27 protein-coding genes and 1 pseudogene are annotated in these 26113 nt (G+C 69.2%); 15 read left to right on the plus strand and 13 right to left on the minus strand.

Going from position 1 to position 26113, the window contains the following annotated elements:
• The 3 genes from mctP to ACFWI9_RS23180 form a co-directional block, all read right to left on the minus strand.
• On the minus strand, positions 1 to 1702 hold a 1702-nt coding region (mctP, locus tag ACFWI9_RS23170), incomplete at its 3' end, for a monocarboxylate uptake permease MctP (protein ID WP_387164760.1).
• Positions 1699 to 1998 (minus strand): DUF3311 domain-containing protein, encoded by a 300-nt coding sequence (locus ACFWI9_RS23175; RefSeq protein ID WP_387164763.1) that lies wholly within the window; start codon positions 1996 to 1998, stop codon positions 1699 to 1701. The genes mctP and ACFWI9_RS23175, both read right to left, overlap by 4 nt.
• A gap of 253 nt (positions 1999 to 2251) precedes the next feature.
• Positions 2252 to 3019, minus strand: coding sequence for a GntR family transcriptional regulator (locus tag ACFWI9_RS23180; RefSeq protein WP_387164765.1), 768 nt, complete (start codon positions 3017 to 3019; stop codon positions 2252 to 2254).
• A gap of 235 nt (positions 3020 to 3254) precedes the next feature.
• Between ACFWI9_RS23180 and ACFWI9_RS23185 the strand changes: the two genes are divergently transcribed.
• The 4 genes from ACFWI9_RS23185 to ACFWI9_RS23200 all read left to right on the plus strand — a co-directional run bounded on the left by ACFWI9_RS23185 (position 3255) and on the right by ACFWI9_RS23200 (position 8130).
• Positions 3255 to 4538: an extracellular solute-binding protein gene (locus ACFWI9_RS23185; RefSeq protein WP_387164768.1), complete on the plus strand. Its 1284-nt coding sequence runs from the start codon at positions 3255 to 3257 to the stop codon at positions 4536 to 4538.
• 103 nt (positions 4539 to 4641) lie between these two features.
• Positions 4642 to 5661 carry a carbohydrate ABC transporter permease gene (locus ACFWI9_RS23190; RefSeq protein WP_387164770.1) on the plus strand — a complete coding sequence of 340 codons (1020 nt, stop codon included), beginning with the start codon at positions 4642 to 4644 and terminating at the stop codon, positions 5659 to 5661.
• 68 nt (positions 5662 to 5729) lie between these two features.
• A complete protein-coding gene (locus ACFWI9_RS23195) occupies positions 5730 to 6572 on the plus strand; it encodes a carbohydrate ABC transporter permease (protein WP_387164810.1) in 843 nt (280 codons plus the stop codon).
• A gap of 10 nt (positions 6573 to 6582) precedes the next feature.
• The gene (locus ACFWI9_RS23200) at positions 6583 to 8130 is read left to right on the plus strand and encodes a glycoside hydrolase family 3 protein (RefSeq protein ID WP_387164771.1); all 1548 of its coding nucleotides are present in this window, start codon (positions 6583 to 6585) and stop codon (positions 8128 to 8130) included.
• 55 nt (positions 8131 to 8185) lie between these two features.
• On the opposite strand, the gene nagB is transcribed toward ACFWI9_RS23200, so the two are convergent.
• The gene (gene nagB, locus ACFWI9_RS23205; protein WP_387164774.1) at positions 8186 to 8971 is read right to left on the minus strand and encodes a glucosamine-6-phosphate deaminase; all 786 of its coding nucleotides are present in this window, start codon (positions 8969 to 8971) and stop codon (positions 8186 to 8188) included.
• A gap of 373 nt (positions 8972 to 9344) precedes the next feature.
• Here nagB and ACFWI9_RS23210 point away from each other — a divergent pair, with 373 nt between their 5' ends.
• On the plus strand, positions 9345 to 10811 hold the full coding sequence (locus ACFWI9_RS23210; RefSeq protein ID WP_387164776.1) for a sensor histidine kinase: 1467 nt from the start codon (positions 9345 to 9347) through the stop codon (positions 10809 to 10811).
• 171 nt (positions 10812 to 10982) lie between these two features.
• Here the strand turns inward: ACFWI9_RS23210 and ACFWI9_RS23215 are convergent, their stop codons facing one another.
• Together ACFWI9_RS23215 and ACFWI9_RS23220 are read right to left on the minus strand one after the other, a co-directional pair.
• Positions 10983 to 11240: a WhiB family transcriptional regulator gene (locus tag ACFWI9_RS23215; RefSeq protein ID WP_003953983.1), complete on the minus strand. Its 258-nt coding sequence runs from the start codon at positions 11238 to 11240 to the stop codon at positions 10983 to 10985.
• A 316-nt stretch (positions 11241 to 11556) separates the two neighbouring features.
• Entirely contained in the window at positions 11557 to 12525 is a 969-nt protein-coding gene (locus tag ACFWI9_RS23220) for a diacylglycerol/lipid kinase family protein (protein WP_387164779.1), read from the minus strand.
• A gap of 114 nt (positions 12526 to 12639) precedes the next feature.
• Between ACFWI9_RS23220 and ACFWI9_RS23225 the strand changes: the two genes are divergently transcribed.
• Positions 12640 to 13086, plus strand: coding sequence for a hypothetical protein (locus ACFWI9_RS23225; RefSeq protein WP_387164781.1), 447 nt, complete (start codon positions 12640 to 12642; stop codon positions 13084 to 13086).
• Positions 13087 to 13311: 225 nt separating this feature from the next.
• Here the strand turns inward: ACFWI9_RS23225 and ACFWI9_RS23230 are convergent, their stop codons facing one another.
• The 3 genes from ACFWI9_RS23230 to ACFWI9_RS23240 form a co-directional block, all read right to left on the minus strand.
• Positions 13312 to 14454, minus strand: a complete 1143-nt coding sequence (locus ACFWI9_RS23230; RefSeq protein ID WP_387164783.1) for a SigB/SigF/SigG family RNA polymerase sigma factor — start codon at positions 14452 to 14454, stop codon at positions 13312 to 13314.
• Complete coding sequence (locus ACFWI9_RS23235) at positions 14451 to 14864, minus strand: anti-sigma regulatory factor (RefSeq protein ID WP_067163834.1); 414 nt, start codon at positions 14862 to 14864, stop codon at positions 14451 to 14453. The genes ACFWI9_RS23230 and ACFWI9_RS23235 overlap by 4 nt, the downstream gene beginning before the upstream one ends.
• Before the next feature lie 242 nt (positions 14865 to 15106).
• Positions 15107 to 15367 (minus strand): UBP-type zinc finger domain-containing protein, encoded by a 261-nt coding sequence (locus tag ACFWI9_RS23240; protein WP_387164785.1) that lies wholly within the window; start codon positions 15365 to 15367, stop codon positions 15107 to 15109.
• A gap of 65 nt (positions 15368 to 15432) precedes the next feature.
• Between ACFWI9_RS23240 and ACFWI9_RS23245 the strand changes: the two genes are divergently transcribed.
• Positions 15433 to 17031 carry a Na+/H+ antiporter gene (locus tag ACFWI9_RS23245; RefSeq protein ID WP_387164787.1) on the plus strand — a complete coding sequence of 533 codons (1599 nt, stop codon included), beginning with the start codon at positions 15433 to 15435 and terminating at the stop codon, positions 17029 to 17031.
• Here the strand turns inward: ACFWI9_RS23245 and ACFWI9_RS23250 are convergent.
• Positions 17010 to 17999: a 1-aminocyclopropane-1-carboxylate deaminase/D-cysteine desulfhydrase gene (locus ACFWI9_RS23250; RefSeq protein ID WP_387164790.1), complete on the minus strand. Its 990-nt coding sequence runs from the start codon at positions 17997 to 17999 to the stop codon at positions 17010 to 17012. The two genes, ACFWI9_RS23245 and ACFWI9_RS23250, sit on opposite strands and share 22 nt — an antisense overlap.
• Positions 18000 to 18184: 185 nt before the next feature.
• On the opposite strand from ACFWI9_RS23250, the gene ACFWI9_RS23255 reads away from it, so the two are divergent.
• The 3 genes from ACFWI9_RS23255 (at position 18185) to ACFWI9_RS23265 (ending at position 21464) form a co-directional block, all read left to right on the plus strand.
• Positions 18185 to 19618, plus strand: coding sequence for a family 2B encapsulin nanocompartment shell protein (locus ACFWI9_RS23255; protein WP_387164791.1), 1434 nt, complete (start codon positions 18185 to 18187; stop codon positions 19616 to 19618).
• A gap of 100 nt (positions 19619 to 19718) precedes the next feature.
• Complete coding sequence (locus tag ACFWI9_RS23260; RefSeq protein WP_387164793.1) at positions 19719 to 20759, plus strand: family 2 encapsulin nanocompartment cargo protein polyprenyl transferase; 1041 nt, start codon at positions 19719 to 19721, stop codon at positions 20757 to 20759.
• A 93-nt stretch (positions 20760 to 20852) separates the two neighbouring features.
• Complete coding sequence (locus tag ACFWI9_RS23265) at positions 20853 to 21464, plus strand: GNAT family N-acetyltransferase (RefSeq protein WP_387164796.1); 612 nt, start codon at positions 20853 to 20855, stop codon at positions 21462 to 21464.
• Positions 21465 to 21494: 30 nt separating this feature from the next.
• On the opposite strand, the gene ACFWI9_RS23270 is transcribed toward ACFWI9_RS23265, so the two are convergent.
• Positions 21495 to 22070: a TetR/AcrR family transcriptional regulator gene (locus ACFWI9_RS23270; protein WP_387164799.1), complete on the minus strand. Its 576-nt coding sequence runs from the start codon at positions 22068 to 22070 to the stop codon at positions 21495 to 21497.
• A gap of 105 nt (positions 22071 to 22175) precedes the next feature.
• Here ACFWI9_RS23270 and ACFWI9_RS23275 point away from each other — a divergent pair, with 105 nt between their 5' ends.
• The 3 genes from ACFWI9_RS23275 to ACFWI9_RS23285 all read left to right on the plus strand — a co-directional run bounded on the left by ACFWI9_RS23275 (position 22176) and on the right by ACFWI9_RS23285 (position 23563).
• The gene (locus tag ACFWI9_RS23275; RefSeq protein ID WP_387164801.1) at positions 22176 to 22763 is read left to right on the plus strand and encodes a dihydrofolate reductase family protein; all 588 of its coding nucleotides are present in this window, start codon (positions 22176 to 22178) and stop codon (positions 22761 to 22763) included.
• 24 nt (positions 22764 to 22787) lie between these two features.
• Positions 22788 to 23024, plus strand: coding sequence for a hypothetical protein (locus tag ACFWI9_RS23280; protein ID WP_387164802.1), 237 nt, complete (start codon positions 22788 to 22790; stop codon positions 23022 to 23024).
• 92 nt (positions 23025 to 23116) lie between these two features.
• A complete protein-coding gene (locus ACFWI9_RS23285) occupies positions 23117 to 23563 on the plus strand; it encodes a DUF6304 family protein (protein WP_387164804.1) in 447 nt (148 codons plus the stop codon).
• Positions 23564 to 23709: 146 nt separating this feature from the next.
• Here ACFWI9_RS23285 and sodN read toward each other — a convergent pair whose 3' ends face one another.
• Positions 23710 to 24105, minus strand: coding sequence for a superoxide dismutase, Ni (gene sodN / locus ACFWI9_RS23290; RefSeq protein WP_387164806.1), 396 nt, complete (start codon positions 24103 to 24105; stop codon positions 23710 to 23712).
• 147 nt (positions 24106 to 24252) lie between these two features.
• Between sodN and sodX the strand changes: the two are divergent.
• A pseudogene (gene sodX, locus ACFWI9_RS23295) lies at positions 24253 to 24669 on the plus strand (nickel-type superoxide dismutase maturation protease); the annotation flags it as partial.
• On the opposite strand, the gene ACFWI9_RS23300 reads toward sodX, so the two are convergent.
• Positions 24576 to 25205 carry a CGNR zinc finger domain-containing protein gene (locus tag ACFWI9_RS23300; protein ID WP_387164807.1) on the minus strand — a complete coding sequence of 210 codons (630 nt, stop codon included), beginning with the start codon at positions 25203 to 25205 and terminating at the stop codon, positions 24576 to 24578. The pseudogene sodX and the gene ACFWI9_RS23300 overlap by 94 nt on opposite strands.
• A gap of 88 nt (positions 25206 to 25293) precedes the next feature.
• On the opposite strand from ACFWI9_RS23300, the gene ACFWI9_RS23305 reads away from it, so the two are divergent.
• Positions 25294 to 26076 (plus strand): class I SAM-dependent methyltransferase, encoded by a 783-nt coding sequence (locus ACFWI9_RS23305; protein ID WP_387164808.1) that lies wholly within the window; start codon positions 25294 to 25296, stop codon positions 26074 to 26076.
• Positions 26077 to 26113: the final 37 nt, after the last annotated feature.

Raw genomic sequence — 26113 nt, forward strand, 5'->3', positions numbered from 1 at the left:
CGCCCGGGCCGAGCGGCAGGACGACGACCATGCCCGCCTCGCCGACCTCACCGGTGGGGCGCAGCCGCAGCTGGTCACCGGCCACGTCGGCCATATTCATCTCGATGGTGGCGCTGACCCCGGGGTCTCCCGCGTCGGCCGTGTAGTCCTCGGGGGAGGTCTCGTCCACACCGTCCGGGGCCTTGGCGGCGCGCAGTACGAAGGTGAGGGCCACCGTCACCAGCACGTTGAGCACGAACGCCGTCAGACCGATGTAGCCGATCTCGCCGATGCCCGGGATCTCCGCGGACGAACCGCCGAAGTGCTTCTGGGTCGGGCTCCCGACCCCGTAGGCCGCCATCGTGCCGTAGAGCATGCCGACGGCCCAGCCGGCCAGCAGCGCCCAGCGGTGGAACCAGCGGGTGAACAGTCCGCCGACCAGGGCCGGGAACGTCTGGAGGATCCAGATGCCGCCCAGCAACTGGAAGTTGATGGCGACCGTCTTGTCCATGGTGAGCACGAACGCCAGGGCGCCCACCTTCACCAGCAGCGACACCAGTTTCGAGACCCGGGTCTCCTGTTCTGGGGTCGCGTCCGGTTTGAGAAAGTCCTTGTAGATGTTCCGGGTGAACAGATTCGCCGCGGCGATCGACATGATCGCGGCAGGTACCAGCGCACCGATACCGATGGCCGCGAATGCCACCCCCGCGAACCAGTCGGGGAACATGTTCTCGAACAGCTGCGGAATGGCGAGCTGCCCGTTGGCCACCTTGACACCGGCCGCGATCGCCATGAACCCGAGCAGCGCGAGCAGCCCCAGCATCAGCGAGTAGAGCGGCAGTATGGTCGTGTTGCGCCGGATCACCTCACGGCTGCGCGAGGACAGCGTGGCGGTGATCGAGTGCGGATACATGAACAGCGCCAGCGCGGACCCGAGTGCCAGCGTGGCGTAGCCCCAGTGACCCACCTCGCCCGGCACCAAGGCCCCGAAGGGCTTGTCGGTCTTCGGATTGGTCTGCGAGAGCGTGTCGCCCGCCTTGGCGAAGATCTCGCCGAAACCACCCAATTTGATGGGGATGTAGATGATCGCGACGGCGATCACCACATAGATGAGCGTGTCCTTCACGAACGCGATCAGCGCGGGCGCCCGCAGTCCGGACGAGTAGGTGTACGCCGCGAGCACACCGAAGGCGATCAGCAGCGGCAGGTCCTTGATGAACCAGTTGGTGTTCTCGCCGCCGCCGATGCCCATCACGTCCAGTACGGCCTGGATGCCGACGAGTTGGAGCGCGATATACGGCATCGTCGCGAGGATGCCGGTGAGCGCCACCGCCAGCGAGAGGCCCTTGGAGCCGAAGCGTCCGCGGACGAAGTCCGATGTCGTGACATAGCCGTGCCGGTGCGAGACCGACCACAGGCGGGGCAGGAACGTGAAGATCAGCGGATAGACGAGGATGGTGTACGGCACCGCGAAGAAGCCCGCCGCGCCCGCCGCGTAGATGGCCGCCGGCACGGCGACGAAGGTGTACGCGGTGTAGAGGTCGCCGCCGAGCAGGAACCAGGTCACCCACGTGCCGAACGAGCGCCCGCCCAGGCCCCATTCGTCCAGGCTGTTCTCGTTCTCAGCCCGGCGCCAGCGTGAGGCCAGGAAGCCCATGACCGTGACGGCCAGGAAGAAGAAGACGAAGACGGCGAGTGCGACGCCGTTGACACCGTCCTTCACAGCGACACCCCTTCCTGCTCCTGCTCGCGGCGGGTGGCGGCGTACTGCTCACGCTGGGCGCGCCTTTCGCGCTGGTCACGCTGCCACAGCTGGAACGCGACCATCGTCAGCACGGTCGAGATGAGCACCCAGAGCATCTGGTACCAGTAGAAGAAGGGGATTCCGGCGAACGCCGGGTCGGTCTTCGCATACGAACCGACCCAGAGCATCGCGACGAACGGCGCGATCAGGCAGAGGGCCACCACCACCCGTACCGGTGTGACGGCCGGTCTGCTCCCCGCGGGTACTTCCGACATGAGCGACTCCGTTCCCTCGTTCCCTCGGTTGCCTCGCTGATCAGCTGTGTTGCCGATCAGCTGAGCTGCTGTAGCGCGCAGGAAATCTAGGGGATGGATTCGCGTGTGGGAACCCTGTGTTCCGGATACCGGACAGGTAATCGCCGGGCGGTCGGCACGGCCGCTGAACGGCCGGAACCGACCGCTCAACGCCTGAAACCGACCGCTCGTCGCGACGGCGGAAGGCGGCCCGCGTATGCGGCGGCCTGGAGCGTCAGTCCGACTGGGGGCGCTTGAGGCGCGCCACGAACTTGTAGCGGTCGCCGCGGTACACCGACCGTACCCATTCGACCGGTTCGCCGTTCCTGTCCAGCGAGTGCCGTGACAGCATCAGCATCGGCAGGCCCACATCTGTACCCAGCAGCCCCGCCTCGCGCGGGGAGGCCAGCGAGGTCTCGATGGTCTCCTCGGCCTCGGCCAGACGCACGTCGTACTCCTCGGCGAGCGCCGTGTAGAGCGAGGTGTACTTCACCAGCGACCGGCGCAGCGCGGGGAAGCGCTTCGCCGACAGGTGCGTGGTCTCGATCGCCATCGGCTCCCCGCTCGCCAGCCGCAGCCGCTCGATCCGCAGAACCCGCCCGCCCGGTGCGATGTCGAGCAGTCCGGCGAGTGAGTCATCGGCGGTGACATAGCCGATGTCGAGCAGCTGGGAGGTGGGTTCAAGGCCCTGTGCCTTCATGTCCTCGGTGTACGAGGTGAGCTGGAGGGCCTGGGAGACCTTGGGCTTGGCGACGAACGTCCCCTTGCCCTGGATGCGTTCGAGGCGGCCTTCGACCACCAGCTCCTGGAGGGCCTGGCGCACGGTGGTGCGTGAGGTGTCGAACTCCGTGGCGAGAGTGCGCTCGGGGGGTACGGGTGTGCCGGGCGGCATCGTCTCCGTCATTTCGAGCAAGTGCTTCTTGAGCCGGTAGTACTTGGGCACGCGGGCCGAACGGGTCGCCGTCCCGTTCTCGACCTCCGTGCTGCCCCCGTCCATGGCCATGCTCCGCCTCCCCGACTCGTGTGCTGCTGCCGTCACCGGCTCCTCCGTTGGTTGCGGATCACATGGTGGCACGGTCCGGTGACGGGTCGTCGCCCTCCCTCAGATGTCGGTCCGGTAACGGACGCGACAGCCCTTCTTATACACCCTTGACACCCCAAAAGGTCTAGGCCAAGCTCCGCTTACTGGTCTAAACCAATAAGGCCATGGGGGTTGCAGCATCCCTGAGGAGGGTGGCGTGAAGCGCAAGCTCATCGCGGCGATCGGTGTCGCGGGCATGGTGGTCGGTATAGCCGCGTGCGGTACCGACAGCGGCAAGGGCGGGGACAAGGCGGGGGCCGACGTCAAGGAACTCACCGTCTGGCTGACCGTCGACGCCCAGAACAACTGGCCCGAGCTGGTCAAGGCGGCCGACGACGCGGTCGTCAGGAAGCACCCCGGCCTCACCATCAAGCACGAGTACTACGGCTGGCCCGACAAGAACGCCAAGCTCGACGCCGTACTCGCTACCGACAAAGCCCCCGACGTGGTCGAGATGGGCAACACCGAGATGCTCGGCTATGTGGTGAACGGCGCCTTCGCCGAGATCGACCCCAAGCGGTTCGAGCAGTCGGACGCCTGGCTCGACGGCCTCAAGGAGTCCGTGAGCTACCAGGGCAAGACGTACGGCGTGCCGTACTACGCCGGCGGCCGGGTGGGCAACTGGCGCAAGGACGTCGCCGCCGAGGCCGGAGTGAAGTCCCCGCCGAAGACATACGCGGAGCTGACCGCCTCCCTGGACCGGATCCAGGCGAAGAAGGGCCCCAAGTTCAGCGCCTGGTACCAGCCTTCGCCCGACTGGTACGCCGCGATGTCCTTCGTCTACGACGCGGGTGGTGCCATCGCGAAGCAGGAGGGCGATCAGTGGAAGGCCGACCTCTCCTCGCCCGAGTCCCTCAAGGGCCTGAACGAGTACAAGAAGGTGCTCGACACCTATATGAAGGCCGACAAGACCAAGGACGAGTCGGACCGCTACATCGTCTACGGCCAGGGCAACGCCGGGATGATCTTCGGCGCGGCCTGGGAGGGCGCGACCGCCGAGGACCCGAAGAACGACAAGACCGGCAAACTCAAGGGCAACCTCGAGAACTTCGTCATGCCGGGGCCGTCCGGCGGCAACCTCCCCGTCTTCCTGGGCGGCTCCGACCTCGCCATCCCGGTCAAATCCGACGCGCAGACCGTGGCCGCCGAGTGGATCAACGCCTTCACCGGGGCCCAGGGGCAGCAGGGCCTGGTCGCCAAGGGCAATCTGCCCAACAACAAGACGGACCTCGCCCCGCTCAAGAGCGACCCCAAGACGGCGGTTCCCGCCACCGCTGCCGAGTCCAGCTGGTTCGTCCCTATGGCACCGGGCTGGGGCCAGGTCGAGAAGGCCCAGATCCTCAAGACGATGCTCCAGGAGATCGGCACCGGCAAGAAGTCGGTCGAGGAAGCCGCGAAGGCGGCGGACGAGGCGATCGACAAGGTCATCAACACCAAGTGACCGCCGCCCCCGGCAGGGCTCCTTCGGCCGACCGGTACGCCGGCCCGGCGAAGGGGCCCTGCTCCCGTACGTCGTTGAGGCGACACGTCGTTGAGGAGCGCCGATGAGTGCCGCAGACACATCCACCGCCAAGGTGCCGCCCGCACGACAGTCGGAGCCAGCGGGTACCGGCCGGGTGGCCCGGGGGACCGGTGCGCCGGGACAGCGGGGAGTGCGGCGCCGGCGTCGCGGGGGTGGTGGAGCCGGGCTGCCATGGGCGCTGCTCGCGCCCTGTCTGGCCGTTCTGCTGCTCGTACTCGGCTATCCGCTGGCCCGGCTGGTCACCCTCTCGTTCCAGAAGTTCGGCCAGCCGCAGCTCTGGGGCTTCCAGGAACCCGAGTCGGTGGGCTTCGCCAACTTCACCGGGATTCTCGGTGACGGCGAGTTCTGGGCGGTGGTCGTCCGCACGGTGCTCTTCGCCGCCGGCGCCGTGGTGCTCACCATGGTGCTCGGGATGCTGATCGCGCTGCTGCTCCAGCGGGTCTCCGGCTGGGTCAGGACGCTGATCAACATCGCGCTGGTCGCGAGCTGGGGTATGCCTGTCATCGTCGCCACCGCGATTTTCAAATGGCTGTTCGACACCGACTACGGGGTACTCAACTGGCTCTTCAGCCGGCTTCCCGGGGTCGATATGAGCGGGCACAACTGGTTCGCCAGTGGGCCCGAGGGCCTCACCGTCATCATGCTGCTGGTCGTCTGGGGGGCCGTGCCCTTCGTGGCCATCACCCTCAGCGCCGGACTCACCCAGGTGCCCAGGGAACTGGAGGAGGCGGCCCGCCTTGACGGCGCCGGCGCGTGGGGCGTCTTCCGCTATGTCACCCTCCCGGTCCTCAAACCGATCATCGTGATGCTGACGACGCTCTCGGTGATCTGGGACATGGGCGTGTTCCCGCAGGTGTTCGTGATGCGCAACGGCCACCCCGAGGCGGAGTTCCAGCTCCTGACGACCTACTCGTACGACAAGGCCTTCGTGGTCAACGACTACGGCGGCGGTTCGGCGATCGCCCTGGTCACCGTGCTGCTGCTGCTCGGTGTGGTCGCGGTCTACATGCGCCAGATGCTCAAGATCGGAGAAGCCGAGTGAGTGCCGTGGCCGAACAGCCCCGACAGCCCGACCAATTCGAACAGGCCGAACAGGCAGAACGCGCGGCCGTGCGCGCCGCCAGGAGACCGGCCACGGCCCGGGGCGGACTCGGCTGGAACCTGCTGGGACTGCTGGTGTTCGCCACCGCGGGCTTTCCCGTCTACTGGATGCTCAACACGGCCTTCAAGCCGGCCAGGGACGCCATCGACCCGGACCCGCACTTCTTCCCCCGGACCCTCACGGCCGAGAACTTCTCCCGGGCACTGGATGTGGCCGACTTCTGGGGCCCGGTCGGACGCAGCCTCATCGTGTCGCTGGCCGTGGTCGCCATCGGGATCGTGGTCGGGATGCTCGCCGCGCTCGCGATCTCACGGTTCGCCTTCCGCGGCCGGAAGATCGTGATCGTGGGCATCCTGGCCGTCCAGATGGTGCCACTGGTCGCCATGATCATCCCGGTGTTCCTGCTGCTGAACGACCTCGGTCAGTACGACAGGCTGACCGGTCTGATCATCACGTACCTGACCTTCGTCCTCCCGTTCACCGTGTGGACGCTGCGCGGCTTCATCGTCAACATCCCCCGGGAGCTGGAAGAGGCCGCGATGGTCGACGGTTGCACCCGCGCGGGCGCCTTCCTGCGGGTGGTCTTTCCACTACTGGCACCTGGCATGGTGGCGACGTCCGTGTACGCGTTCATCCAGGCGTGGAACGAGTACCTGTACGCCCTGATGCTCATGAGCCAGCAGAACCAGACCGCCACCGTCTGGCTCGGCAACTTCACCACCAAGCACGGCACCGAATACGCCCCGATGATGGCCGGCGCCACGATGATGGCCGTCCCCATCGTGATCCTCTTCCTCCTCGTCCAGCGCAAGATGGCCGCGGGCCTGACGGCCGGCGCGGTGAAGGGATGACGTACACCCCATGACCACGTTCGCGCACCGCGCCGACGCACTCACCCGGGACGCCCTGGCCGTCCTCCAGCCCGGCTTCACCGGCACCAGCGCGCCCGACTGGTTGCTGCGGCGGATCAGCGAGGGCCTCGCCGCCGTGGGGCTGTTCGGCCGCAACATCACCTCGTCCGAGCAGCTCACCGCCCTCACCGCCCGGCTGCGGGCCGAGCGCGACGACGTACTCGTCGCCATCGACGAGGAAGGCGGGGATGTCACCCGGCTGGAAGTCCGTACCGGCTCGTCCTTCCCCGGCAACTACGCCCTCGGTTCCGTGGACGACACCGAGCTCACCCGGCAGGTGGCAGCCGCGCTCGGGAGGCGGCTCGCCTCCTGCGGGGTGGACCTGAACTGGGCGCCGTCGGCCGACGTCAATTCGAACCCGGACAATCCCGTGATCGGGGTGCGTTCCTTCGGCTCCGACCCGGCGCTGGTCGCCCGGCACACCGCCGCCTACGTCCAGGGCTTGCAGTCGGCGGGGGTGGCCGCGTGCGCCAAGCACTTCCCCGGACACGGGGACACCTCGGTCGATTCACATCACGCACTGCCGCGGATCGATGTGGAGTTGGCCACTTTGCGCTCCCGTGAGCTGCTGCCTTTCCAATCGGCGATCGAAGTGGGTTCCAAGTCGGTCATGAGCGCGCATATCCTGCTACCCGCGCTCGACCCCGATCACCCGGCGACCCTGAGCCCGCGGATTCTTACCGGTCTGCTGCGTCAGGAGCTGGGTTTCGACGGCCTGATCGTCACCGACGGTATGGAGATGAAGGCCATCGCCGCGACGTACGGGATCGAGCGCGGCAGTGTCCTCGCGATCGCCGCCGGTGCCGACGCGATCTGTGTCGGTGGCGGCCTGGCCGACGAGGACACCGTGCTGCGACTGCGCGACGCGCTCGTCAACGCGGTACGGCAGGGCGAGCTGCCCGAGGAACGACTGGCCGACGCGGCCGCGCGCGTGCGCGCGCTCGCGGACTGGACCAGGGGGGCCAGGGGGGCGGCATCGGAGCCGGGCGCGGCTTCACAGGAGGGGACCGCGCCCGGCACCGAAAGGAGCTCCGCGGCGCCGCAACCCGCTTCCATCGGCCTCGCGGCGGCGCGCCGTGCGGTACGGGTGACCCCGGGGACGGGCCCCCGTGAATCCCTGACTTCCGCCCCCTACGTGGCCGCCTTCACCCCTGCGGCCAATATCGCCGTGGGTGACGAGACTCCGTGGGGCGTTGCCGCCGAACTGGCCCGGATGTTCCCCGGCACCCGTACGGACACGTACGCCGGGTCCGCCTCGACCGACCAGGTGCTGCGGGCGGCGGGCGGCCGGCGCGTGGTCGCGGTCGTCCGCGACGCCCATCGCCACCCGTGGATGCTGTCCGCCCTCGACGCACTGCTGTCCGCCCGCCCTGACACGATCGTGGTCGAGATGGGCCTGGACCAGGCCCCACCGCGCGGCGCCCTCCATGTGGCGACACTCGGCGCGGCCCGGGTGTGCGGCGTCGCGGCGGCGGAGGCGATCTGCGGTCGCCTCTAGGATCGCGGTCACGCGGTGTGCTGCACACGGCCGCGAGGGACACCGCGGACCCGCCCTACAACCCCTGCCATGCGGGCTTGTTCGCGTACGCGTGGCGGAAGTACCCGGCCAGCCGCAGCCCGGACGCCGCCGGCTCGTCCACCACCACCGTCACGTGCGGATGCATCTGTAGCGCGGAGGCGGGGCAGACCGCCGCCACCGGGCCCTCCACGGCCGACGCGATGGCCTCCGCCTTGCCCTTGCCGGTGGCGAGCAGCACCAAGTGGCGGGCTTCCAGGATGGTGCCGATGCCCTGGGTGATCACGTGCTGCGGCACCTGCCCGATGTCGCCGTCGAAGAAGCGCGCGTTGTCCGCCCGGGTCTGGTGCGTGAGTGTCTTGACCCTTGTACGGGACGCGAGTGAGGAGCACGGCTCGTTGAACCCGATGTGCCCGTCCGTCCCGATCCCGAGCAGTTGGAGGTCCACTCCGCCGGCATCGGCGAGCGCCGTGTCGTACGCCGCGCAGGCGGCCGGCAGGTCCGGGGACGTACCGTCGGGGCCCATGAAGGCGTCGGGCCGCAGCCCGAGCGGTCCGACGACCTCGCGCAGCAGGACGGAGCGGTAGGACTCGGGGTGCCCCGAGGGCAGGCCCACATACTCATCGAGCTGGGCGATCCGGGCCTGTGACATGTCCGCCAGCCCCGCCCGCACCAGAGTCGCGAGGGCCTCGTACACAGGCAGCGGGGTCGAGCCGGTGGCCACCCCGAGCAGCGCGCGGGGCTTGCGGCGCAGGAGATCCGCGATGCCCCGGGCGACGAGCTCGCCCCCGGCCTCGGCGTCCGGGACTATGACGACTTCCACGCTGGGCCCGCCTATCGCCGGAAGACACGAAAGACATCTGGTATAGACCAATGTACCAGAAGGGCTCCGGAAACAGCCGCGAAAACACCCGCGGGCCGCGGCGCCGGGACGGGACCCTCAACCCGTCCGGCACCGCAGCCCGGAGTTACCCGGCCGACGGGTGTGCGTTCCCGTACGGCCGTTGGGAGGGCGTCCGCGCAGTCAGGGCAGAGAGCGCGGGCACCCGGGTCCACCCTCCTGTGCGGGGAGGGCGGAGGCTTTGCCGTTCATTGTGGACTAGACATCCACACGGAGAGAAGTCCGAGGTCATCCTTCATCACGGAGCCACGGTCTGTCCGGTTCACACCGAGGGTACGCTCACAAGGTGCCCTCCATGAACGATCTCGTACGCCAGCACACCGCTCTGAGTGAATCAGACCTCGAGTGGCTGCATCTGCTGGTCTCGGAGTGGCAGCTGCTCTCCGATCTCTCCTTCGCCGATCTGGTCCTGTGGGTCCCCACCCTGGACGGCACACGCTATGTCTCGGTCGCCCAGATGCGCCCCAACACGGGGCCCACCTCCTATCAGGACGACATGGTGGGTCATCTGGTTCCGCGCGGGCGCCGCCCGATGCTGGACGCGGCGCTCGACGAGGGCCGTATCGTCCGCGAGGGCGACCCGGAGTGGCGAGAGGAGGTGCCGGTCCGGGTGGAGTCCATCCCGGTGCGGCGTGAGGGCCGGGTCCTCGGCGTGATCGCCAGGAACACCAACCTGCTCACGGTCCGCACCCCGAGCCGGCTGGAGCTCACCTACCTCCAGTCCGCGTCCGACCTCGCCCAGATGATCGCCGCGGGTGCCTTCCCGTTCCCCGACCAGCAGGTCGACATGGACGCCTCCCCCCGTGCCGGTGACGGGCTGATCCGCCTCGACGCCGACGGAGTCGTGCAGTACGCCTCGCCCAACGCGCTCTCCGCGTACCACCGCCTCGGGCTCGCCGCCGACCTGGTCGGACAGCACCTCGGGAAGATCACCGCGGAACTCGCGCCGTCCCGAGGGCCGGTCGACGAAGCCCTGGTCAAGCTGGCCAGCGGCTACGCGCCCCGGGAGACCGAGGTCGAGGGCAACGGCGGGGTGATCCAGCTGCGGGCCATCCCGCTCAAGCCCAAGGGGCCGCGTATCGGCTCCCTGGTGCTGCTCCGGGACGTCACCGAACTCCGGCGGCGCGAGCGGGAGTTGATCACCAAGGACGCCACCATCCGGGAGATCCACCACCGGGTCAAGAACAACCTCCAGACCGTGGCCGCCCTACTGCGCCTCCAGGCCCGCCGGATGGATTCGGTACGGGGCAAGGAGGCGCTCAACGAGGCGGTCCGCCGGGTCGGCTCCATCGCGATCGTGCACGAGACGCTGTCCCACAATCTCGACGAGCGGGTCGAGTTCGACGAGATCGCCGACCGGGTGCTCGCGATGGTCGCCGAGATCGCCCCGGGCAAGGTGGTCTGCCGCCGCAGCGGTCGCTGCGGAATCCTCGACGCCGAGGTGGCCACCCCGCTCTCGATGGTGCTCACCGAAGTCGTGCAGAACGCCCTCGAACACGCCTTCGCGCCGGGGGAGCAGGGCACGGTCGATGTCACGGCGGTGCGCGGCGGGCCCCGCGGTGCCGAGCGGCTGCTGATCACCGTGCAGGACGACGGCCGGGGGCTGCCCGAGGGCTTCGACCCGCAGCGGGCCGGCAATCTCGGGCTCCAGATCGTGAGAACCCTGGTGGAGGGGGAGCTCGGCGGCTCCTTCGACATGAGGCCGGCCCCGGGACGCGGCACACACGTGGTCCTCGACATCCCCGTGCAGAGCCAGAAGTAACCATTCCGCAGACCGCCGGCAGAAGGCTGCGGACAAAGCAGCGAGCCCCGGTGCGTATCGATAAGGACCGGGGCTCGAACGCTGTGAGTTACTGCTGCGCGCTGCGGCTCGGGGGCGGTGAATGCGTACTCGCCGTACGCGCCGCCGGCCTCAGGCTCATAGCGGTGGCGATCAGGCGCTGGCGTTGCGCGCCCGGTTACGAGCAGCGCGGCGCTTCATCGCGCGCCGCTCGTCCTCGCTGAGGCCACCCCAGACGCCGGAGTCCTGGCCGGACTCGAGCGCCCACTGCAGGCACTGCTCCATGACGGGGCAGCGGCGGCAGACGGCCTTGGCTTCCTCGATCTGCAGCAGCGCAGGACCGGTGTTGCCGATGGGGAAGAACAGCTCGGGGTCTTCCTCGCGGCAAACGGCGTTGTGACGCCAGTCCATGGCTGCTACCTCTCTTGGTATTACATACTGATTGCTTGTGAATGTGAACGCTTTCACGAATCCCTCCGCAAGGGAAGGGCCAACGCCCAGTTGAACTGGTTGCGGTCCTGGGATGAGGAGGGGTTCTGGCTCTCTGGGGTGCCGATCCTGCGGGCTGTCCCGATCGCCACGTAGAGATTCGCAAACCTCGGCGGCGGATACAACCCCTTCTGGAAAGTTTTTTTTGATTCCTTGGTGTCGACTAGATCACAGCCGTACTTCTATGGGGTGGATCGGCGTCTAAACGTTCGACTGTAAGGAGATCGGGGTCTTCCACTCACACAATCACACGCAGTGCACGGCGAACGCCTGTGAACGTCACGCTCGTACGCAGGCCCAGATGGTCACCGTCCATCTGGAAGGGCAGTGGGGCCTTCGAATGCAAGGTGAACTCCGCTACATCGTGGAGTGACGCCACATGCTTGCCGCGAGGGCCGCGCTCCGGGGTCGAGGTGAGCAGCTGGGTCGCGTAACGGGCCAGCGCGGGTGCCGAGAGCCGTCGCAGCCCGAGGACGTCAAGAGCGGTGTCGAACGAGGCGTCGGGCGCGGCGTACACCGGGCGATTGCCCAGGTAGGTCCAGGGTGACGTGTTGCAGACTATGGACAGCACAAGATCACGCACCGGCTCCGCGCCGGGACGCTCAAGGGTGATCGCGCCCTGGCGGCGATGCGGGTCGTTCATGAAGTGACGGGCGGCCTGGCGTATGTAGAGGGCGTGTGTCGACCTCCTGCCGCGCTCGCGCTGCTGTTCGACCCGGCCGACGACTCCGGCATCGAAGCCGAAACCGGCACAGAAGGTGAACCAGCGAGGCGGCGCACCCTCGTCCTCCGTACCCGGCGTGCCGGACGCGAGCCCGAGCCCGATGGTGCGCTCACTGCGCAGGCTCAGCGCGTCCAGAATGGCGCCGGTCGCTTCGACCGGGTCGTTGGGCAGCCCGAGGGCGCGGGCGAAGACATTGGTGGAGCCGCCGGGGACCACGGCGAGCCGGGGGAGCGCGTCCGGTTCGGGGCCGGCGTGCAGCAGCCCGTTGACGACCTCGTTGACGGTGCCGTCACCCCCGAGTGCCACGACCAGGTCTATGTCGGCGGACTCCGCCGCGCGCCTTGCGAGGTCGCGGGCGTGACCGCGGTACTCCGTGGTGACGGCTTCCAGCTTCATCTCGCTGGCGAGGGCGTGGATCAGGACATCACGGGTGCGGGCACTGGTGGTGGTGGCTGCCGGGTTGACCACGAGGAGTGCGCGCATGGCCGCCAGAGTACCTACCGGGGGGTACCGGGTGTTACCCGCCGGGGTCCGGCGCCGTCCCGTCCCATCCCGGTCCCGCCAAGGTCCGGTCTGCCCGAGGGCTACCCTTCTGGGGTGAGCAGCGCTGACCAGACCCCCGAGCAGCCCGTCGAGCCGTCCTCCGCCGCCGTGCCCGGCCCCCGCCCGCCGCGGCTTACCGCCGCGGCTGCCGTCTGCGCGCTGGAGGCGCTGGCGCTTGTCGTCGGCGGGGTCTACCTGCTGGTGAGCGGTCTCCTCGGCGCCCCGGAGAGCACCTCCCAGGCGGAGTCAGGCGGCGCCACGCTGATCGCCCTTGGCGTCATCCCGCTGCTGGCGGCCCGCGGCCTGCTGCTGCGCCGCGGCTGGAGCCGCGGCCCGGCGATCATCACCCAGCTGATGGCCCTTCCCGTGGCCTGGACCCTGCTCCGCTCATCCGGCGCGATGATCCCTGCCGGGATCGCACTGGCGGTCGTCGCGCTGACCGGCCTGGCCCTGCTGCTCAGCCCCTCGACCACCCGCGAACTGGGCCTCCGGCGCGGATAGCGGACCTTGCGAGGCCGCATGGTGTGGGGCGATCCCGTCTGCCCAGCCTGACCTGGGGCTCCGGAGACCGACGGCGGACAGTCCAGCCCACCTGGGTGTGCCTCACAGGCCGCAGGCTCTGGAAGAAGGGGTGAGGCAGGCCGCAAAACCTGTCCGCCACGCGACGCGAGGTCCACGGGTCCGGGGCACCCGTAGGCACCCCGGACCCCGCCGCAAGCGCAGCGCCTACTCCTCGACCAGGAGCTTCTCGCGCAGCTGCGCCAGCGTCCGCGCCAGCAGCCGCGACACGTGCATCTGCGAGATCCCGACCTCCTGCGCGATCTGCGACTGCGTCATGTTCCCGAAGAACCGCAGCAGCAGGATGCGCTTCTCCCTCGGTGGCAGACCCTCCAGCAGCGGCTTCAGGGACTCCCGGTACTCGACCCCCTCCAGCGCCTCGTCCTCGGCGCCCAGGGTGTCGGCCACCGCCGGTGACTCGTCGTCCGTGTCGGGCACGTCAAGGGACAGCGTGGAGTACGCATTGGCCGACTCCAGGCCCTCCAGGACCTCCTCCTCGGAGATGCCGAGCCGTTCGGCGAGCTCGTGAACGGTCGGTGAGCGCCCGTGCTGCTGGGACAGCTCCGCCGTCGCGGTGGTGAGCGCCAGCCGCAGCTCCTGGAGCCGCCTCGGCACCCGCACCGCCCAACCCTTGTCACGGAAGTGGCGCTTGATCTCGCCGACGACCGTGGGTGTGGCGTACGTGGAGAACTCGACGCCCCGCTCCGGATCGAACCGGTCCACCGACTTGATGAGGCCGATGGTGGCGACCTGTGTCAGATCGTCCAGCGGCTCGCCTCGGTTGCGGAAGCGGCGGGCCAGATGCTCGACCAGCGGCAGATGCATCCGCACCAGCTGATTGCGCAGCTCGGCGCGCTCGGGGGAGCCCTCGGGCAGTCCGCGCAGCGTGATGAACATCGACCGGGCCTCGCTCCGGTCGTCGTTCCGGCCGTTCGGTCCGGGGTGTGCGCGATCCCTGTCCGCGCGCCCCGCCTGGTCGGCGCGATCCGTCTCCGCCCGGTCGGCGCGACCCGCCTGGTCCGGGCTGTCCGCGCGATCCGCGTGGCTCTCGGAGTGCTGCTCGTGCTGCTCGCTCATATGGGCCGCCCTCCCCCAGTCCTTCGCCTGGGAGGTACCCCCAGCCTGCGCCTGCTCCGCCGCCTCTGCCGCGGCCGGTACGCCGTCATGTCCGTCCACCGCCGGGTGGGGCCTGGCCTGCTGCTCCGGGATGCCTGCTGGGGCGTACCCCGGATCCGCCGGGGCCGCACGTCCGTCGTGCGGCGTACCGGGAACGCGCTCCTCGTCACGCACCGGACCGTCCCCGTCCCTCACGCCGGCCCGGGTCCCGCGCCGCGCTGTTTGTACAGGCTGATGGACACCGTACGGTCGTCGGCCACGGAGGAGTCGACCTTGCCGGCCAGTGCCGAGAGCACCGTCCAGGCGAAGGTGTCGCGCTCCGGTGCGCGGCCGTCGGTGGTCGGGGCCGAGACCGTGACCTCCAGGGAGTCGTCGACGAGCCGGAAGACGCAGCTGAGGACGGAACCCGGGACGGCCTGCTGGAGCAGGATCGCGCAGGCCTCGTCGACCGCGATGCGCAGGTCCTCGATCTCGTCGAGGGTGAAGTCCAAGCGTGCCGCGAGGCCGGCGGTGGCCGTACGCAGCACGGAAAGGTAGGCACCCGCAGCCGGCAGCCGGACTTCCACGAAGTCCTGGTTCCCGGGCTCGCCTGCGATCTGGGACACCCTCACCTCCAAGGTGGCACAAGGTCGATCGAGGCCCCGGGAAGACGGTCCCGGAGCCGGTTGCTGCGCGTCGGTACGCAGTCGGTTACCTGGACTGGCGACGCTATCGCGATCCATGGTGCCGTGTCGCCGGACCCTTACCCGACGTTGTCACTCATGGTAAGTCTATGGGTACGCACAGTGGCTAGGGGTATGCGCCGCCCAATTGAGATAAGCCGGCGGAGGGTTGACGTACCCAGACCTCAGACGATCGAACCGTCCGGGTAGCACCAGCGCCAGCGCTCCCCTGGCTCCAGGGTCCGGATGACGGGGTGCCCCTCCTCTTCGGCGTGCCGGCTGGCATGCCGGTTCACCGAGGAATCACAGCAGCCCACATGCCCGCAGTACAGACAGAGCCGGAGCTGCACGGGGTGCGTTCCGTCCGCCAGGCATTCCCGGCAGGTGTCGCTCAATTGTGCGGGCTCGGGGCGCGGGAGGTCGAGAACATGGAGGCACTCGCTCATGATTGCCAGACTACGACGAACAGCAGAGCGTGACGGGCGAGCGTCACGGACGTGAGGTCGCTGATATGGAAGCACTTCCCCTGGTGGCGCTGATCGCGGCGAGCGCCGTGATCGCCGCGGCGGCCCGCAGGACACCGGTGCCCGCGCCGCTGCTGCTGGTGACCGTGGGGCTGGCCGCCTCGTACGTACCCGGTGTGCCCTCGTACACCCTCGACCCGCACATCGTGCTGCCGCTGGTGCTGCCTCCGCTGCTGCACACGGCCGCGCTGGAGAGCTCGTATCTCGACCTCCGGGCCAACATCCGGCCGATCGCCCTGCTCTCCGTCGGCTATGTGCTGTTCGCGACCCTGGCCGTCGGCTACCTCGCCTATCTCCTGGTGCCCGATCTGCCGTTGACCGCCGCCTTGGTGCTCGGAGCCGTCGTGGCACCCCCGGACGCGGTGGCCGCCACCGCGATCGCCCGACGTCTCGGACTGCCGCACCGCATCACCACAATCCTCCAGGGTGAGTCCCTGGTGAACGACGCCACCGCGATCACCGCCTACCGCGTGGCGCTGGCCGCCGCCATCGGCGTAGGGGTGACCTGGGCGGGGGCGATCGGTGAGTTCCTGCTCGCGGCCGTCGGCGGGATCGTCGTCGGGCTGATCCTGATGGTGCCGATCCACTGGCTGCGTACCCATCTGAAGGAGGCGCTGCTCCAGAACACCCTGTCGCTGCTGATCCCCTTCGTCGCCTACGCCGCCGCCGAGCAGGTCGGGGCGTCCGGGGTGCTCGCCGTCGTCGTCGTCGCGCTCTTCCTCGGGCACCGGGCCTGGCAGGTGGACTTCGCCACCCGCCTTCAGGAAGCAGCCGTGTGGAAGATGGTCTCCTTCCTCCTGGAGACCTCGGTCTTCATGCTGATCGGCCTCCAACTGCCGTACGTGGTCCAGGGCCTAGGGGACTACAGCGTGGGGCAGGCCCTCTGGTACGCCGTCGCCGTGTTCGCCATGGTGGTGGTGATCCGCTACGTATGGGTCTTCCCCGCCACGTTCCTGCCGAGGGCGCTGTCGAGCCGCATCAGACAGCGTGAGCCCGGGGTGAACTGGAAGGCGCCCGTGGTCGTGGGCTGGGCCGGGATGCGCGGAGTGGTCTCGCTGGCGATCGCCTTCTCGATCCCGCTCGCCGTCCATGGCGGGGAGCCGTTCCCGGCCCGCAACCTGGTGCTGTTCCTGACCTTCACGACGGTCATCGGGACCCTGGTCGTGCAGGGCCTCACCCTGCCGCCGCTGATCCGGGCGCTGAGGCTGCCCGGCCGTGACGCACAGGCCGAGACCCTCGCCGAGGCCCAGGCGCAGAGCGAGGCGTCCCGGAAGGCGGAGGAGCGCCTTGACGAGCTGCTGGCCGACGAACGCAACACGCTTCCGGGCCCGCTGGCCGACCGCCTGCGCGGGGTGCTGGAGCGCCGGAGGAACGCCGTGTGGGAGCGGCTGGGGGCAGGCAACCCCATCACGGGGGAGTCCGCCGATGACACCTACCGGCGGCTCGCGCGTGAGGTGATCGACGCTGAGCGGGCGGTTTTCGTACAGCTGCGCGACGAGCGGCGGATCGACGACGAGATGATGCGCACGCTGCTGAGGCGGCTCGACCTGGAGGAGGCAGCCGCCTACCGGGAGGGCGCGGACTGAGCGGTCCGCCCCGGTGGTCGCCCCGCTACCGGATCCGGGCTTCCCGTGATCACGGCGGTCACGGTCGTCCCGGGCGGGAACGCGCCCTCGCCGGTGAGGGTGACGAGGGCGTACAGCAGTTTGGCGACGTAGAGGCGTTCGACGGGCAGTCCATGCCGCTGCTCGAAGTCCGCGGCGAAGGCGTCCAGCTCCGGAGTGGTCCGTGCGTAGCCGCCGAAATGGAACCGCTCGTCCAGCCACCAGTCGCCCGCCCGGCCGCCGAAGGCCTGCCGCTGGAGGGAACTGACGGCCTCGGCGAGGAATCCGCCCCGGAGTACGGGGACGCCGAGGGCTCTCGCAGGTCTCTCCGGCCGTCCCTCGGGAGCGGGGGCCAGCCCGGCTGCCAGCCCGGCGAGGGTCCCGCCCGTCCCGCAGGCCACGGCGACCACGTCCGAGACGCCGGACAGCTCGCGCCCGAGCTCCGCGCAGCCTCGCGCGGCCAGGGCGTTGCTCCCCCCTTCGGGGACGACGTAGCAGTCGCCGTAAGCCTCCCGCCCCTCGCCGCCGAACCGCTCGACCAGCGACGTCAGTACGTCGGGTACGTCTTTGCGGCGGTACGTGGCCCGGTCCACGAAGCGCAGCCGCATGCCGTCCGCCGCACAGCGGGCCAGTGAGGGGTTGAGGGGGCGGTCGGCGAGTTCCTCACCGCGGACGATCCCGATGGTGGGGAAGCCGAGCAGGCGGCCCGCGGCGGCGGTGGCGCGCAGATGGTTCGAGTACGCCCCGCCGAAGGTCAGCACGGGCCGGCCTGCCGCGGCGGTCAGATTCGGTGCGAGCTTGCGCCACTTGTTTCCGGGGAGGGCCGGGTGGATCAGGTCGTCGCGCTTGAGTAGCAGTCTGACCCCGTGCCGGGTGAAGCGCTCGTCGTCGACCGGCTCCAAAGGGGAGGGGAGCCGGGGCCGGAGGCTGCCGAGGTCGATCGCGTTCACCTGGCCATTGTCGCGCCCGCGTCAGGTTGTGCCTCCAGGCTGGGCTGGGCGAGTGGAAACGCCCCGCCATGCCCCGCTGGTGCGGGACTAGTCCCACTCATTTGTGTAATGGCGTCCGCACTCTCCGTGATGGAAAGCTTCTTCGCGCAGGTCAAACCATGATTGTTCTGATTGCGAGGAGTCGCATGTCGGTCGGTTCGGTCGGTTCGGTTGGCGACGAGGTACGCGACGGTGGCCAGGACGCGGCGTTGCCGCAGCAGAGTCTTGGTACGGCCGCCGCGCGGAACCTGGCGACCACCACCAAGTCAGCGCCCCAGATGCAGGAGATCACCTCCAGGTGGCTGCTGCGGATGCTGCCGTGGGTAGAGGTCCAGGGCGGTACATACCGGGTGAACCGCCGTCTCAGTTACTCCGTGGGCGACGGGAGGGTCACCTTCATCCAGACCGGGGGCCAGGTCCAGGTCATCCCGGCGGAGCTCGGGGAGCTTCCCTCGCTCCGAGGCTTCGAGGACCCGGCGGTGCTGGCCGAGCTGGCGCAGCGGTGCCGGCAGCGGGAGTTCGCGCCCGGTGAGGTGCTGGCCACGAAGGGGGAGACCGCGGACCGGGTGTTCCTGATCGCCCATGGACGGGTGGAGCAGATCGGCACCGGACCCTACGGCGACGAGGCGGTGCTCGGGGTCCTGGCCGACGGCTCCTACCTCGGTGACCGGTCGCTGGTCGACGGCGACGCGGTGTGGGACTCCACGGCCAGGGCCGCCACCTCGTGCGTGGTGCTCCAGCTGACCCGCCAGGATGTGCTGAGCCTCGCCGACCGTGCCGAAACGCTGGCCGCGCATCTGGTGTCGATGGTGTCCCTGCCTCACCAGCGCACCAACAAGTACGGTGAGGCTGCCATCGACCTGTCGGCGGGTCATATCGGCGAGGCGGTCGTGCCGCATACCTACGTCGACTATGAAGCGGCGCCCCGTGAATACGAGCTGAGTGTCGCTCAGACCGTTCTGAAGGTGCACAGCAGGGTCGCCGACCTCTACAACCGGCCGATGAACCAGACCGAGCAGCAGTTGAGGCTCACGGTGGAGGCGCTGCGTGAGCGCCAGGAGGACGAGCTCATCAACAACAGGGAGTTCGGGCTCCTGGCGAACTGCGACTACGAGCAGCGGCTCCAGCCGCACGACGGGGTGCCCGGTCCCGACGACATGGACGAGTTGCTGTCCCGCCGGCGCGGCTCCAAGCTCTTCCTCGCGCACCCGCGAGCCATCGCCGCCTTCGGGCGCGAGTGCACCAAGCGGGGTATCTACCCGGACACCGTGGACATCGGCGGGAACCGCATCCCGGCCTGGCGCGGGGTGCCCATCTTCCCCTGCAACAAGATCCCGATCTCGGACGCCCGGACGACCTCCATCATCTGTATGCGTACGGGCGAGGACGACCAAGGCGTGGTCGGGCTCCGGCAGAGCGGAATTCCCGATGAGATCGAGCCGAGCCTGTCCGTGCGCTTCATGGGCATCGACGAGCAGGCGATCATCTCGTACCTGGTCACGGCCTACTACTCGGCCGCCGTTCTGGTGCCCGACGCCCTCGGCGTGCTGGAGAACGTCGAGGTGAGCCGCTGGCGGTAGGGCCTCAGGTTCCGCAATCCCCACCCCCCACCCGCGGGGGCGGCCGTTCCGCCCACCGGCGCCCCCGCCCCACCCCACGGCAGAGGGAGACACCGTGACGATGACCGGTACGGACACCGCCACCGACGGCCAGGAGGCCGCGGCACTCCTGGAACGCACCAGGACGGCAGTCACGCCACGTCTGCGGGACACCGTGGAGTCACTGCCCGGGTCCATACGGCGCATCGCGATGTACCACTTCGGCTGGGAGCACGCCGACGGCAGTCCGGCCGCCGGCTCAGCGGGCAAGGCGATCCGGCCCGCGTTGGTGCTCGCCGCCGCCCAGGCCCTCGGTGGGGACGCGCAGTACGCGGTGCGGGCGGCAGCCGCGGTCGAACTCGCACACAACTTCACCCTGCTGCACGACGATGTCATCGATGAGGACCGCACCCGCAGGCACCGTCCCACCGCGTGGACCGTCTTCGGTACGCCCGACGCCATCATCGCGGGTGACGCCATGCTCGCACTCGCGCTGCGGCTGCTCGCCGAGGACAGGCACCCTGCCGCCGGGACGGCTTCCGCCCGGCTCGCGGCCTGTGTGATCGAGCTGTGTGCGGGACAGCAGGCCGACTGCGCCTTCGAGGAACTCGACCCGCACCAGGTGTCCCTCGACGAGTGCCTCGCGATGGCCACGGCGAAGACGGGAGCCTTGCTGGGGTGCTCCTGCGCCCTGGGTGCCGTCTATGCGGGGGCGGGCGAGGAAGAGGTCGCGGCCATGGACGCCTTCGGACGGGAGGCAGGCCTGGCGTTCCAGCTCATCGACGACCTGATCGGGATCTGGGGCGACCCGGAGTGCACGGGAAAGCCCGCCGGGGCCGACCTCGCGGCGCACAAGAAGTCGCTCCCGGTGGTCGCGGCCCTCAGCTCGGGCACGGAGGCGGGAAGGGAGCTGGCGGAGCTCTACAAACGTCCCATGGACTCGGAATCCGTGCGCCGCGCGGCCGACGCGGTCGAACGGGCAGGCGGGCGGGACTGGGCCCAGATGGAGGCGGCGGACCGGATGGCGCGGGCGGTGCAGCAGTTGTCCCGGGCGGTTCCGGACCTCGCGGCGGCCGGTGATCTGCTGGCGCTCGCCGAATTCGTCACCCGGCGCAGTCGCTGAGGGTGGAGCTTTCCGGCCACGGCCGGGGTCCGGGCTTTGGCCTCAACTCTAGTATCTCTGCGACCGGTTGATCGAGCGCGGAGAGGCCCGGACATGGACGGCGTACGTATACGGCAGGCTGGAGCGGGCGACCGTGAGACGGTGGCACGGCTGCTTGACGAGGCCTTCATGGACGATCCGGTGAGCAACTGGGTCTTCCCTGACGAGAACCACCGTCGCAAGGTGCACGGCGTGTTCATGGGGTTCTTCCTCGACACCGCACTCACCGAGGGGCGGGTGGACATGGCGGAGGACGGGACGGCCGCGGCGCTCTGGCTCCAGGTGCCCGCGGGGCCGCCCGACGCCGACGACGACACACCGGCCCGGATGCGCGAGGCGGCGGACCCGGACAACGAGCGGGCCGAACTCGTCGGCCGGCTCACTGGCGAGGTCCATCCGCACGACCGGGCCCATGAGTATCTGCTGCTCATCGCCGTCTCCCCGGAGCGCCAGGGCGAGGGGCTCGGCACCGCGCTGATCGCCCCGGTGCTGGAGCGCTGCGACCGGGAGGGGGTCCCCGCGTATCTGGAGGCGAGCAGCGCCCGTAGCAGCAGGCTCTACGAACGCCTTGGGTTCGCTTTCACGGACCGCAAGGTCGAGCTGCCGGACGGCCCGCTCATGTGGCCTATGTGGCGGGAGCCCGCCACCGCGCCAGCGGGCGTCTGACGGGCCACGGGGAATCCGGCGGGCCGCGGGTCAGTCCTCCGGGATGATCCGGTGGACCACGGTCGCCACGAGCTCGTCGAGCTCCTGGTCGGCGAGCACTTCGGGCAGGGTGAAGTGTTCGAGCATCAGCCCTGTCATCGCCAGATAGAGGGTCAGGAAGACATCCGAGTCGCCCGGCAGGCCCGAGTCGAGATGCAGCATGCGGTTCGCGTCGAACTCGGCACGGACCGCCCTGTTGAGCTCGGCCGCCAGCGCCGGGCGACGAGTGGCCTCCAGGCGCAGCTCCAGGAAGGCGAGGTAGCCGGTGCGTTCGGCGGCCATCCGCCGCACCAGCCAGCGCATCAGATCGACGTACAGCCCGCGGGTCGGTGCCGGCCGCATCGCCACCTCCGCTTCGGCGGCGTCCGGGGTCATCCGCACATGGATCCGGGCTCCTGCCTGGGTGAACAGGTCATCGCGGTTCACGAAGTAGTTGGACGCCGTCCCGGCTGGTACCCCGGCCTCGGCGTCCACGGCCCGGAAGGTGAGACCGCGGGCTCCCTCACGGGCGAGCACCTCGATGGCGGCGTCCACCAGCGCGATCCTGCGCTCAGGGTTTCTGGCCACCTTCGCGGCCACCTCCTCTTCACTCGGGCTGTCTGGAAAACGCTCTTTACGAACCACTACACATGAAGCACTCTAAGTGTAGTGGTTGCAACGGGAGGAACTGGTTTGCGAAAGCTCACATATTTCATCGCCTGCTCGATCGACGGCTACATCGGTGATCCGAAGGGCGACGCCTCATCCATGTTCGCCTTCGTCGACGCCGAGTTCCTGGAGTACCTCAAGACGGAGTACCCGGAGACCGTTTCGGCCGAGGGGCGCAGGCTGCTCGGTCTCGACGGGCTGGAGAACGTGCACTTCGACACGGTGATCCAGGGCCGCGGCAGCTATCAGCTGGGCCTCGACGCCGGAATGACCAGCCCGTACGGCCACCTGCGCGAGTACGTGGCCTCCCGCACCCTCGAGGTGTCCCCCGACCCGAATGTGCGGATCCTGTCAGGCGACCTCGCCGCCGCGGTTCGCGAGCTCAAGGCGGAGGACGGCGGACTCGGCATCTGGCTGTGCGGTGGCTCGGAGGTCGCCGGCGAGCTGATCGACGAGATCGACGAGCTCGTGATCAAGACCTATCCGCAGGTATACGGGTCAGGGATGCCGATGTTCGGCTCCGGATTCACCCTCACCGACTTCACTCTGGACATGGTGCGCGCGTTCGGCAACGGTGCGGTCGTGCGGAAGTACACCAGGTGTCCATCCTGAGCGCGCCGACCTATCCTGGAACGCATGGGCAGCGAAGGGCGTCGGACCGTCCGCAGCCCGGAGGCCGAGTACGTGTGCCCGGCCTGCGGGAGGCCTGTCGGTACCGTCATCAAGCGGCGTAAGGTCCTCGGAGCGTTCGTCCCCGAGTGGGTGCCGGGACCCTGCCACAACACGGCCTGTGCGCTCAGTGCCGAAGAGCCGGCGGTGCCCGCCCGGCCGGCCGAGCATGACCACGCCAGGGACACCGAAGGGCAGCCGTAAGTCGGCTTCTGGTGCTCCGTTCGGGCGTTCGATGCATTCGAAGGGGTGACCGGCTGTACTGCGGAGCCGGTCATACCGCTACAGTCCGCGCCATGTCATCGGAGTCGACGGACGTATGGACCGGCTGGTACCGGGACCGCCGGGGTGCGGAAGCGATCGCCATCACGGTCGCCGCCAACGGGCGGGAAGTGCACACCCGCATCAGGGAGATCGCGTATGAGGGCTCGGGTTTCGCCGCCCTCACCGCAGCTGACTCAGGTGAGCCGCTCGCCGGTTGCGTACTGGAATGGGATCTGCCACTGCCCATCACCCTGGCCGGGACCGGGTATCACGCCACGCTCAGCTGCCTGCTGACGCTCGGTGAACGCGGGCCCGGCGGACGGCCGGACCGGGTCGATCTCAATCTCACCCTGCACTTCGGCGGCGCGGTATACGAATCCGGAATCGCGGGCGGCGACTTCGACGAGGCGCTCGGGCGTATCCGACACCAACTGCCCCAGGGGGCGGACTTCGGTCGGCGCGTACTCGAAAGCGCCTGACCCGCGCTACCCACCGCCGCTCCACCGCAGAAGACCGCACCCGATCCGCCATGGACGCCGATGTCGTGCTCGGCGGCCCGCGGACCGGGTGCGGACTGCAAGACCAGGGCTCAGGGAAACCGTAGGTCAATGGGCATGATCCGAGATCAGGCCTTCTTGGTCTCCCAGAAGATCCGGTCGATCTCGGCGATGAGCTCCAGCGCCTTCTCGCCCGTCTTCGGGTCGGTGGACCCCTTGGCCGCGGACAGCGCCTTCAGGGTGTCGTTGACCAGCTGGTGCAGCTGCGGGTACTTCTCGAAGTGCGGCGGCTTGAAGTAGTCGCTCCACAGCACCGAGACGTGGTGCTTTGCGAGCTCCGCGCGCTGCTCCTTGATGACCGTCGCACGGGCCTGGAAGTGCGGGTCGTCGTTGGCGGCCATCTTCTCCTGGACGGCCTTGACCGACTCGGCCTCGATGCGGGCCTGGGCCGGGTCGTACACGCCGCAGGGGAGGTCGCAGTGCGCGCTGACCTTCACCTTGGGGGCAAACAGGCGGGAGAGCATTGAGCTGTCCTTCCTCGTGATCGTCTTCTCAGGTGGGACATTACTCCGTGAGAGACACGTTTTCGCGAGCGCCCCTGGGGCTTAGGTCAAAAGTCCGGGGCGTGCCGGGACCCCGTGGAACGTACGGTGGGAGCCGAGAGGTGGACGATGACGGACCTGGGGCGGGAGCCCGGAGCGCGCTTCGGGGTCGCGGAGGTGACGGGGCCCTCCATGTACCCCACGCTGGCGCACGGCGACCGGCTGCTGGTGCGCTACGGGGCCGTGGTCCGGGTGGGGGACGTCGCGGTGATGCGGCATCCGCTGCAGCAGGATCTGCTGATCGTGAAGCGGCTCGTCGAGCGCCGTGAGGGCGGCTGGTGGGTGCTGGGCGACAACCCGTACACGGAGGGGGACAGCAGGCTGTTCGGGGTGGTGCCCGACGAACTGCTCCTCGGTCGGGTCCGGGTCCGCTACCGGCCGCGCGCCGCGGATCAGGGCTCGCTGCGCTCGCGCGCGCTCTGGTTGGTGTCCGCCGTGCGGCCGGTGTCCGGCGACCGCTCGGTCTCCAGGCGCTTGCGTGCGCGGTACGCGGCGACGTTGGCGCGGGTGGCGCAGCGGTCGGAACAGTAGCGCCGTGAGCGGTTGGTGGAGGTGTCGAGGTAGGCGTTGCGGCAGGGGGCGGCCTGGCAGAGGCCGAGCCGGTCGGCGCCGAACTCGGTGAGGTGGAAGGCCAGGCCCATCGCGGCGATCGCCGCGTAGCCCGTGGTCGCGTTGGACGGATGCTCGGCCAGGTGCATATGCCAGCGCGGGAGGCCCTCGTCGTCAAGGAGCTCGTGACCGGAGATCTGAGGGCTGACCGGGAACTCCAGCAGCAGTGAGTTGAGCAGGTCGACGGCCTGGGTGTGGTCACCCTCGTCGGCCGCGGTGAAGACCGCGCGCAGCCTGGCCCGTACGGAGCGGAACCGGGTCACGTCCGCGTCCGTGGCGCGCCGGGCGGCCTGGACGGATGGGCCGAAGAGCTCACGGACCGCCTCCACGGAGGTGAGCGTGTCCTTGTTGCGGGTGGGCTCTTCGGTGTTGACCAGACGCACGGCGTAGTCCGAGTAATGGGCCAGTTCCACTTGTAGTCCTTACGGATCGGGTCTAGTGTCAGCGTCCGGGAGGTAATGGATACCTCTGCGTCCAGGGTATTACTTGGGAGGGTTTCCCGTGACGGAATCAGCGGCGAGCACGGCACACGCAGAGACCACCACCGACTGGCGGGCCTGGCAGGAAAGCTGGGACCGGCAGCAGGAGTGGTACCTGCCCGACCGCGAGGAACGCTTCCGGGTGATGCTGGACATGGTCGAGGCCGTCGTCGGACCCGAGCCTAGGGTCCTGGACCTCGCGTGCGGTACGGGAAGTATCACGAGCCGTTTGCTCATGCGGTTCCCCGGCGCGGTGAGCGTCGGGGTCGACCAGGACCCGGCGCTGCTCACCATCGCCGAGGGGTACTTCGCGGGCGACGACCGCGCCACCTTCGTCAGCGCGGATCTCACCGATCCGGACTGGACCGCGGCACTGCCGCACGACTCGTACGACGCCGTCCTCACCGCCACCGCACTGCACTGGCTGCGCCTCGGCCCGCTGGCAACCCTGTACGGGCAGCTCGCCGGGCTTGTCGCGGACGGCGGGGTCTTCATGAACGCCGACCATATGAAGGACGAGACCACGCCCCGGATCAACGCCGCCGAGCGGGCCCAGCGCCATGCCGCCATGGACCGGGCCAAGGCCGCCGGGGTGCTCGACTGGGCCGAGTGGTGGGCTCTGGCCGCCGAGGACCCGGTGCTGGCCGCCCCGACGGCACGCCGGTTCGAGATCTACGGCGAGCATGCCGACGGAGAGCTCCCCTCGCTCGACTGGCACGCCCGCACCCTGCGGGCGGCGGGCTTCGCCGAGGCGCGCGGAGTCTGGGCGTCCCCGTCCGACTCGATGGTGCTCGCGCTGAGGTGAGCTGGTGCTCACCCAGCACAGAGGGCGGGTACCGGCG

This window comes from Streptomyces sp. NPDC127084 (assembly GCF_042724175.1).
Taxonomy (GTDB): domain Bacteria; phylum Actinomycetota; class Actinomycetes; order Streptomycetales; family Streptomycetaceae; genus Streptomyces.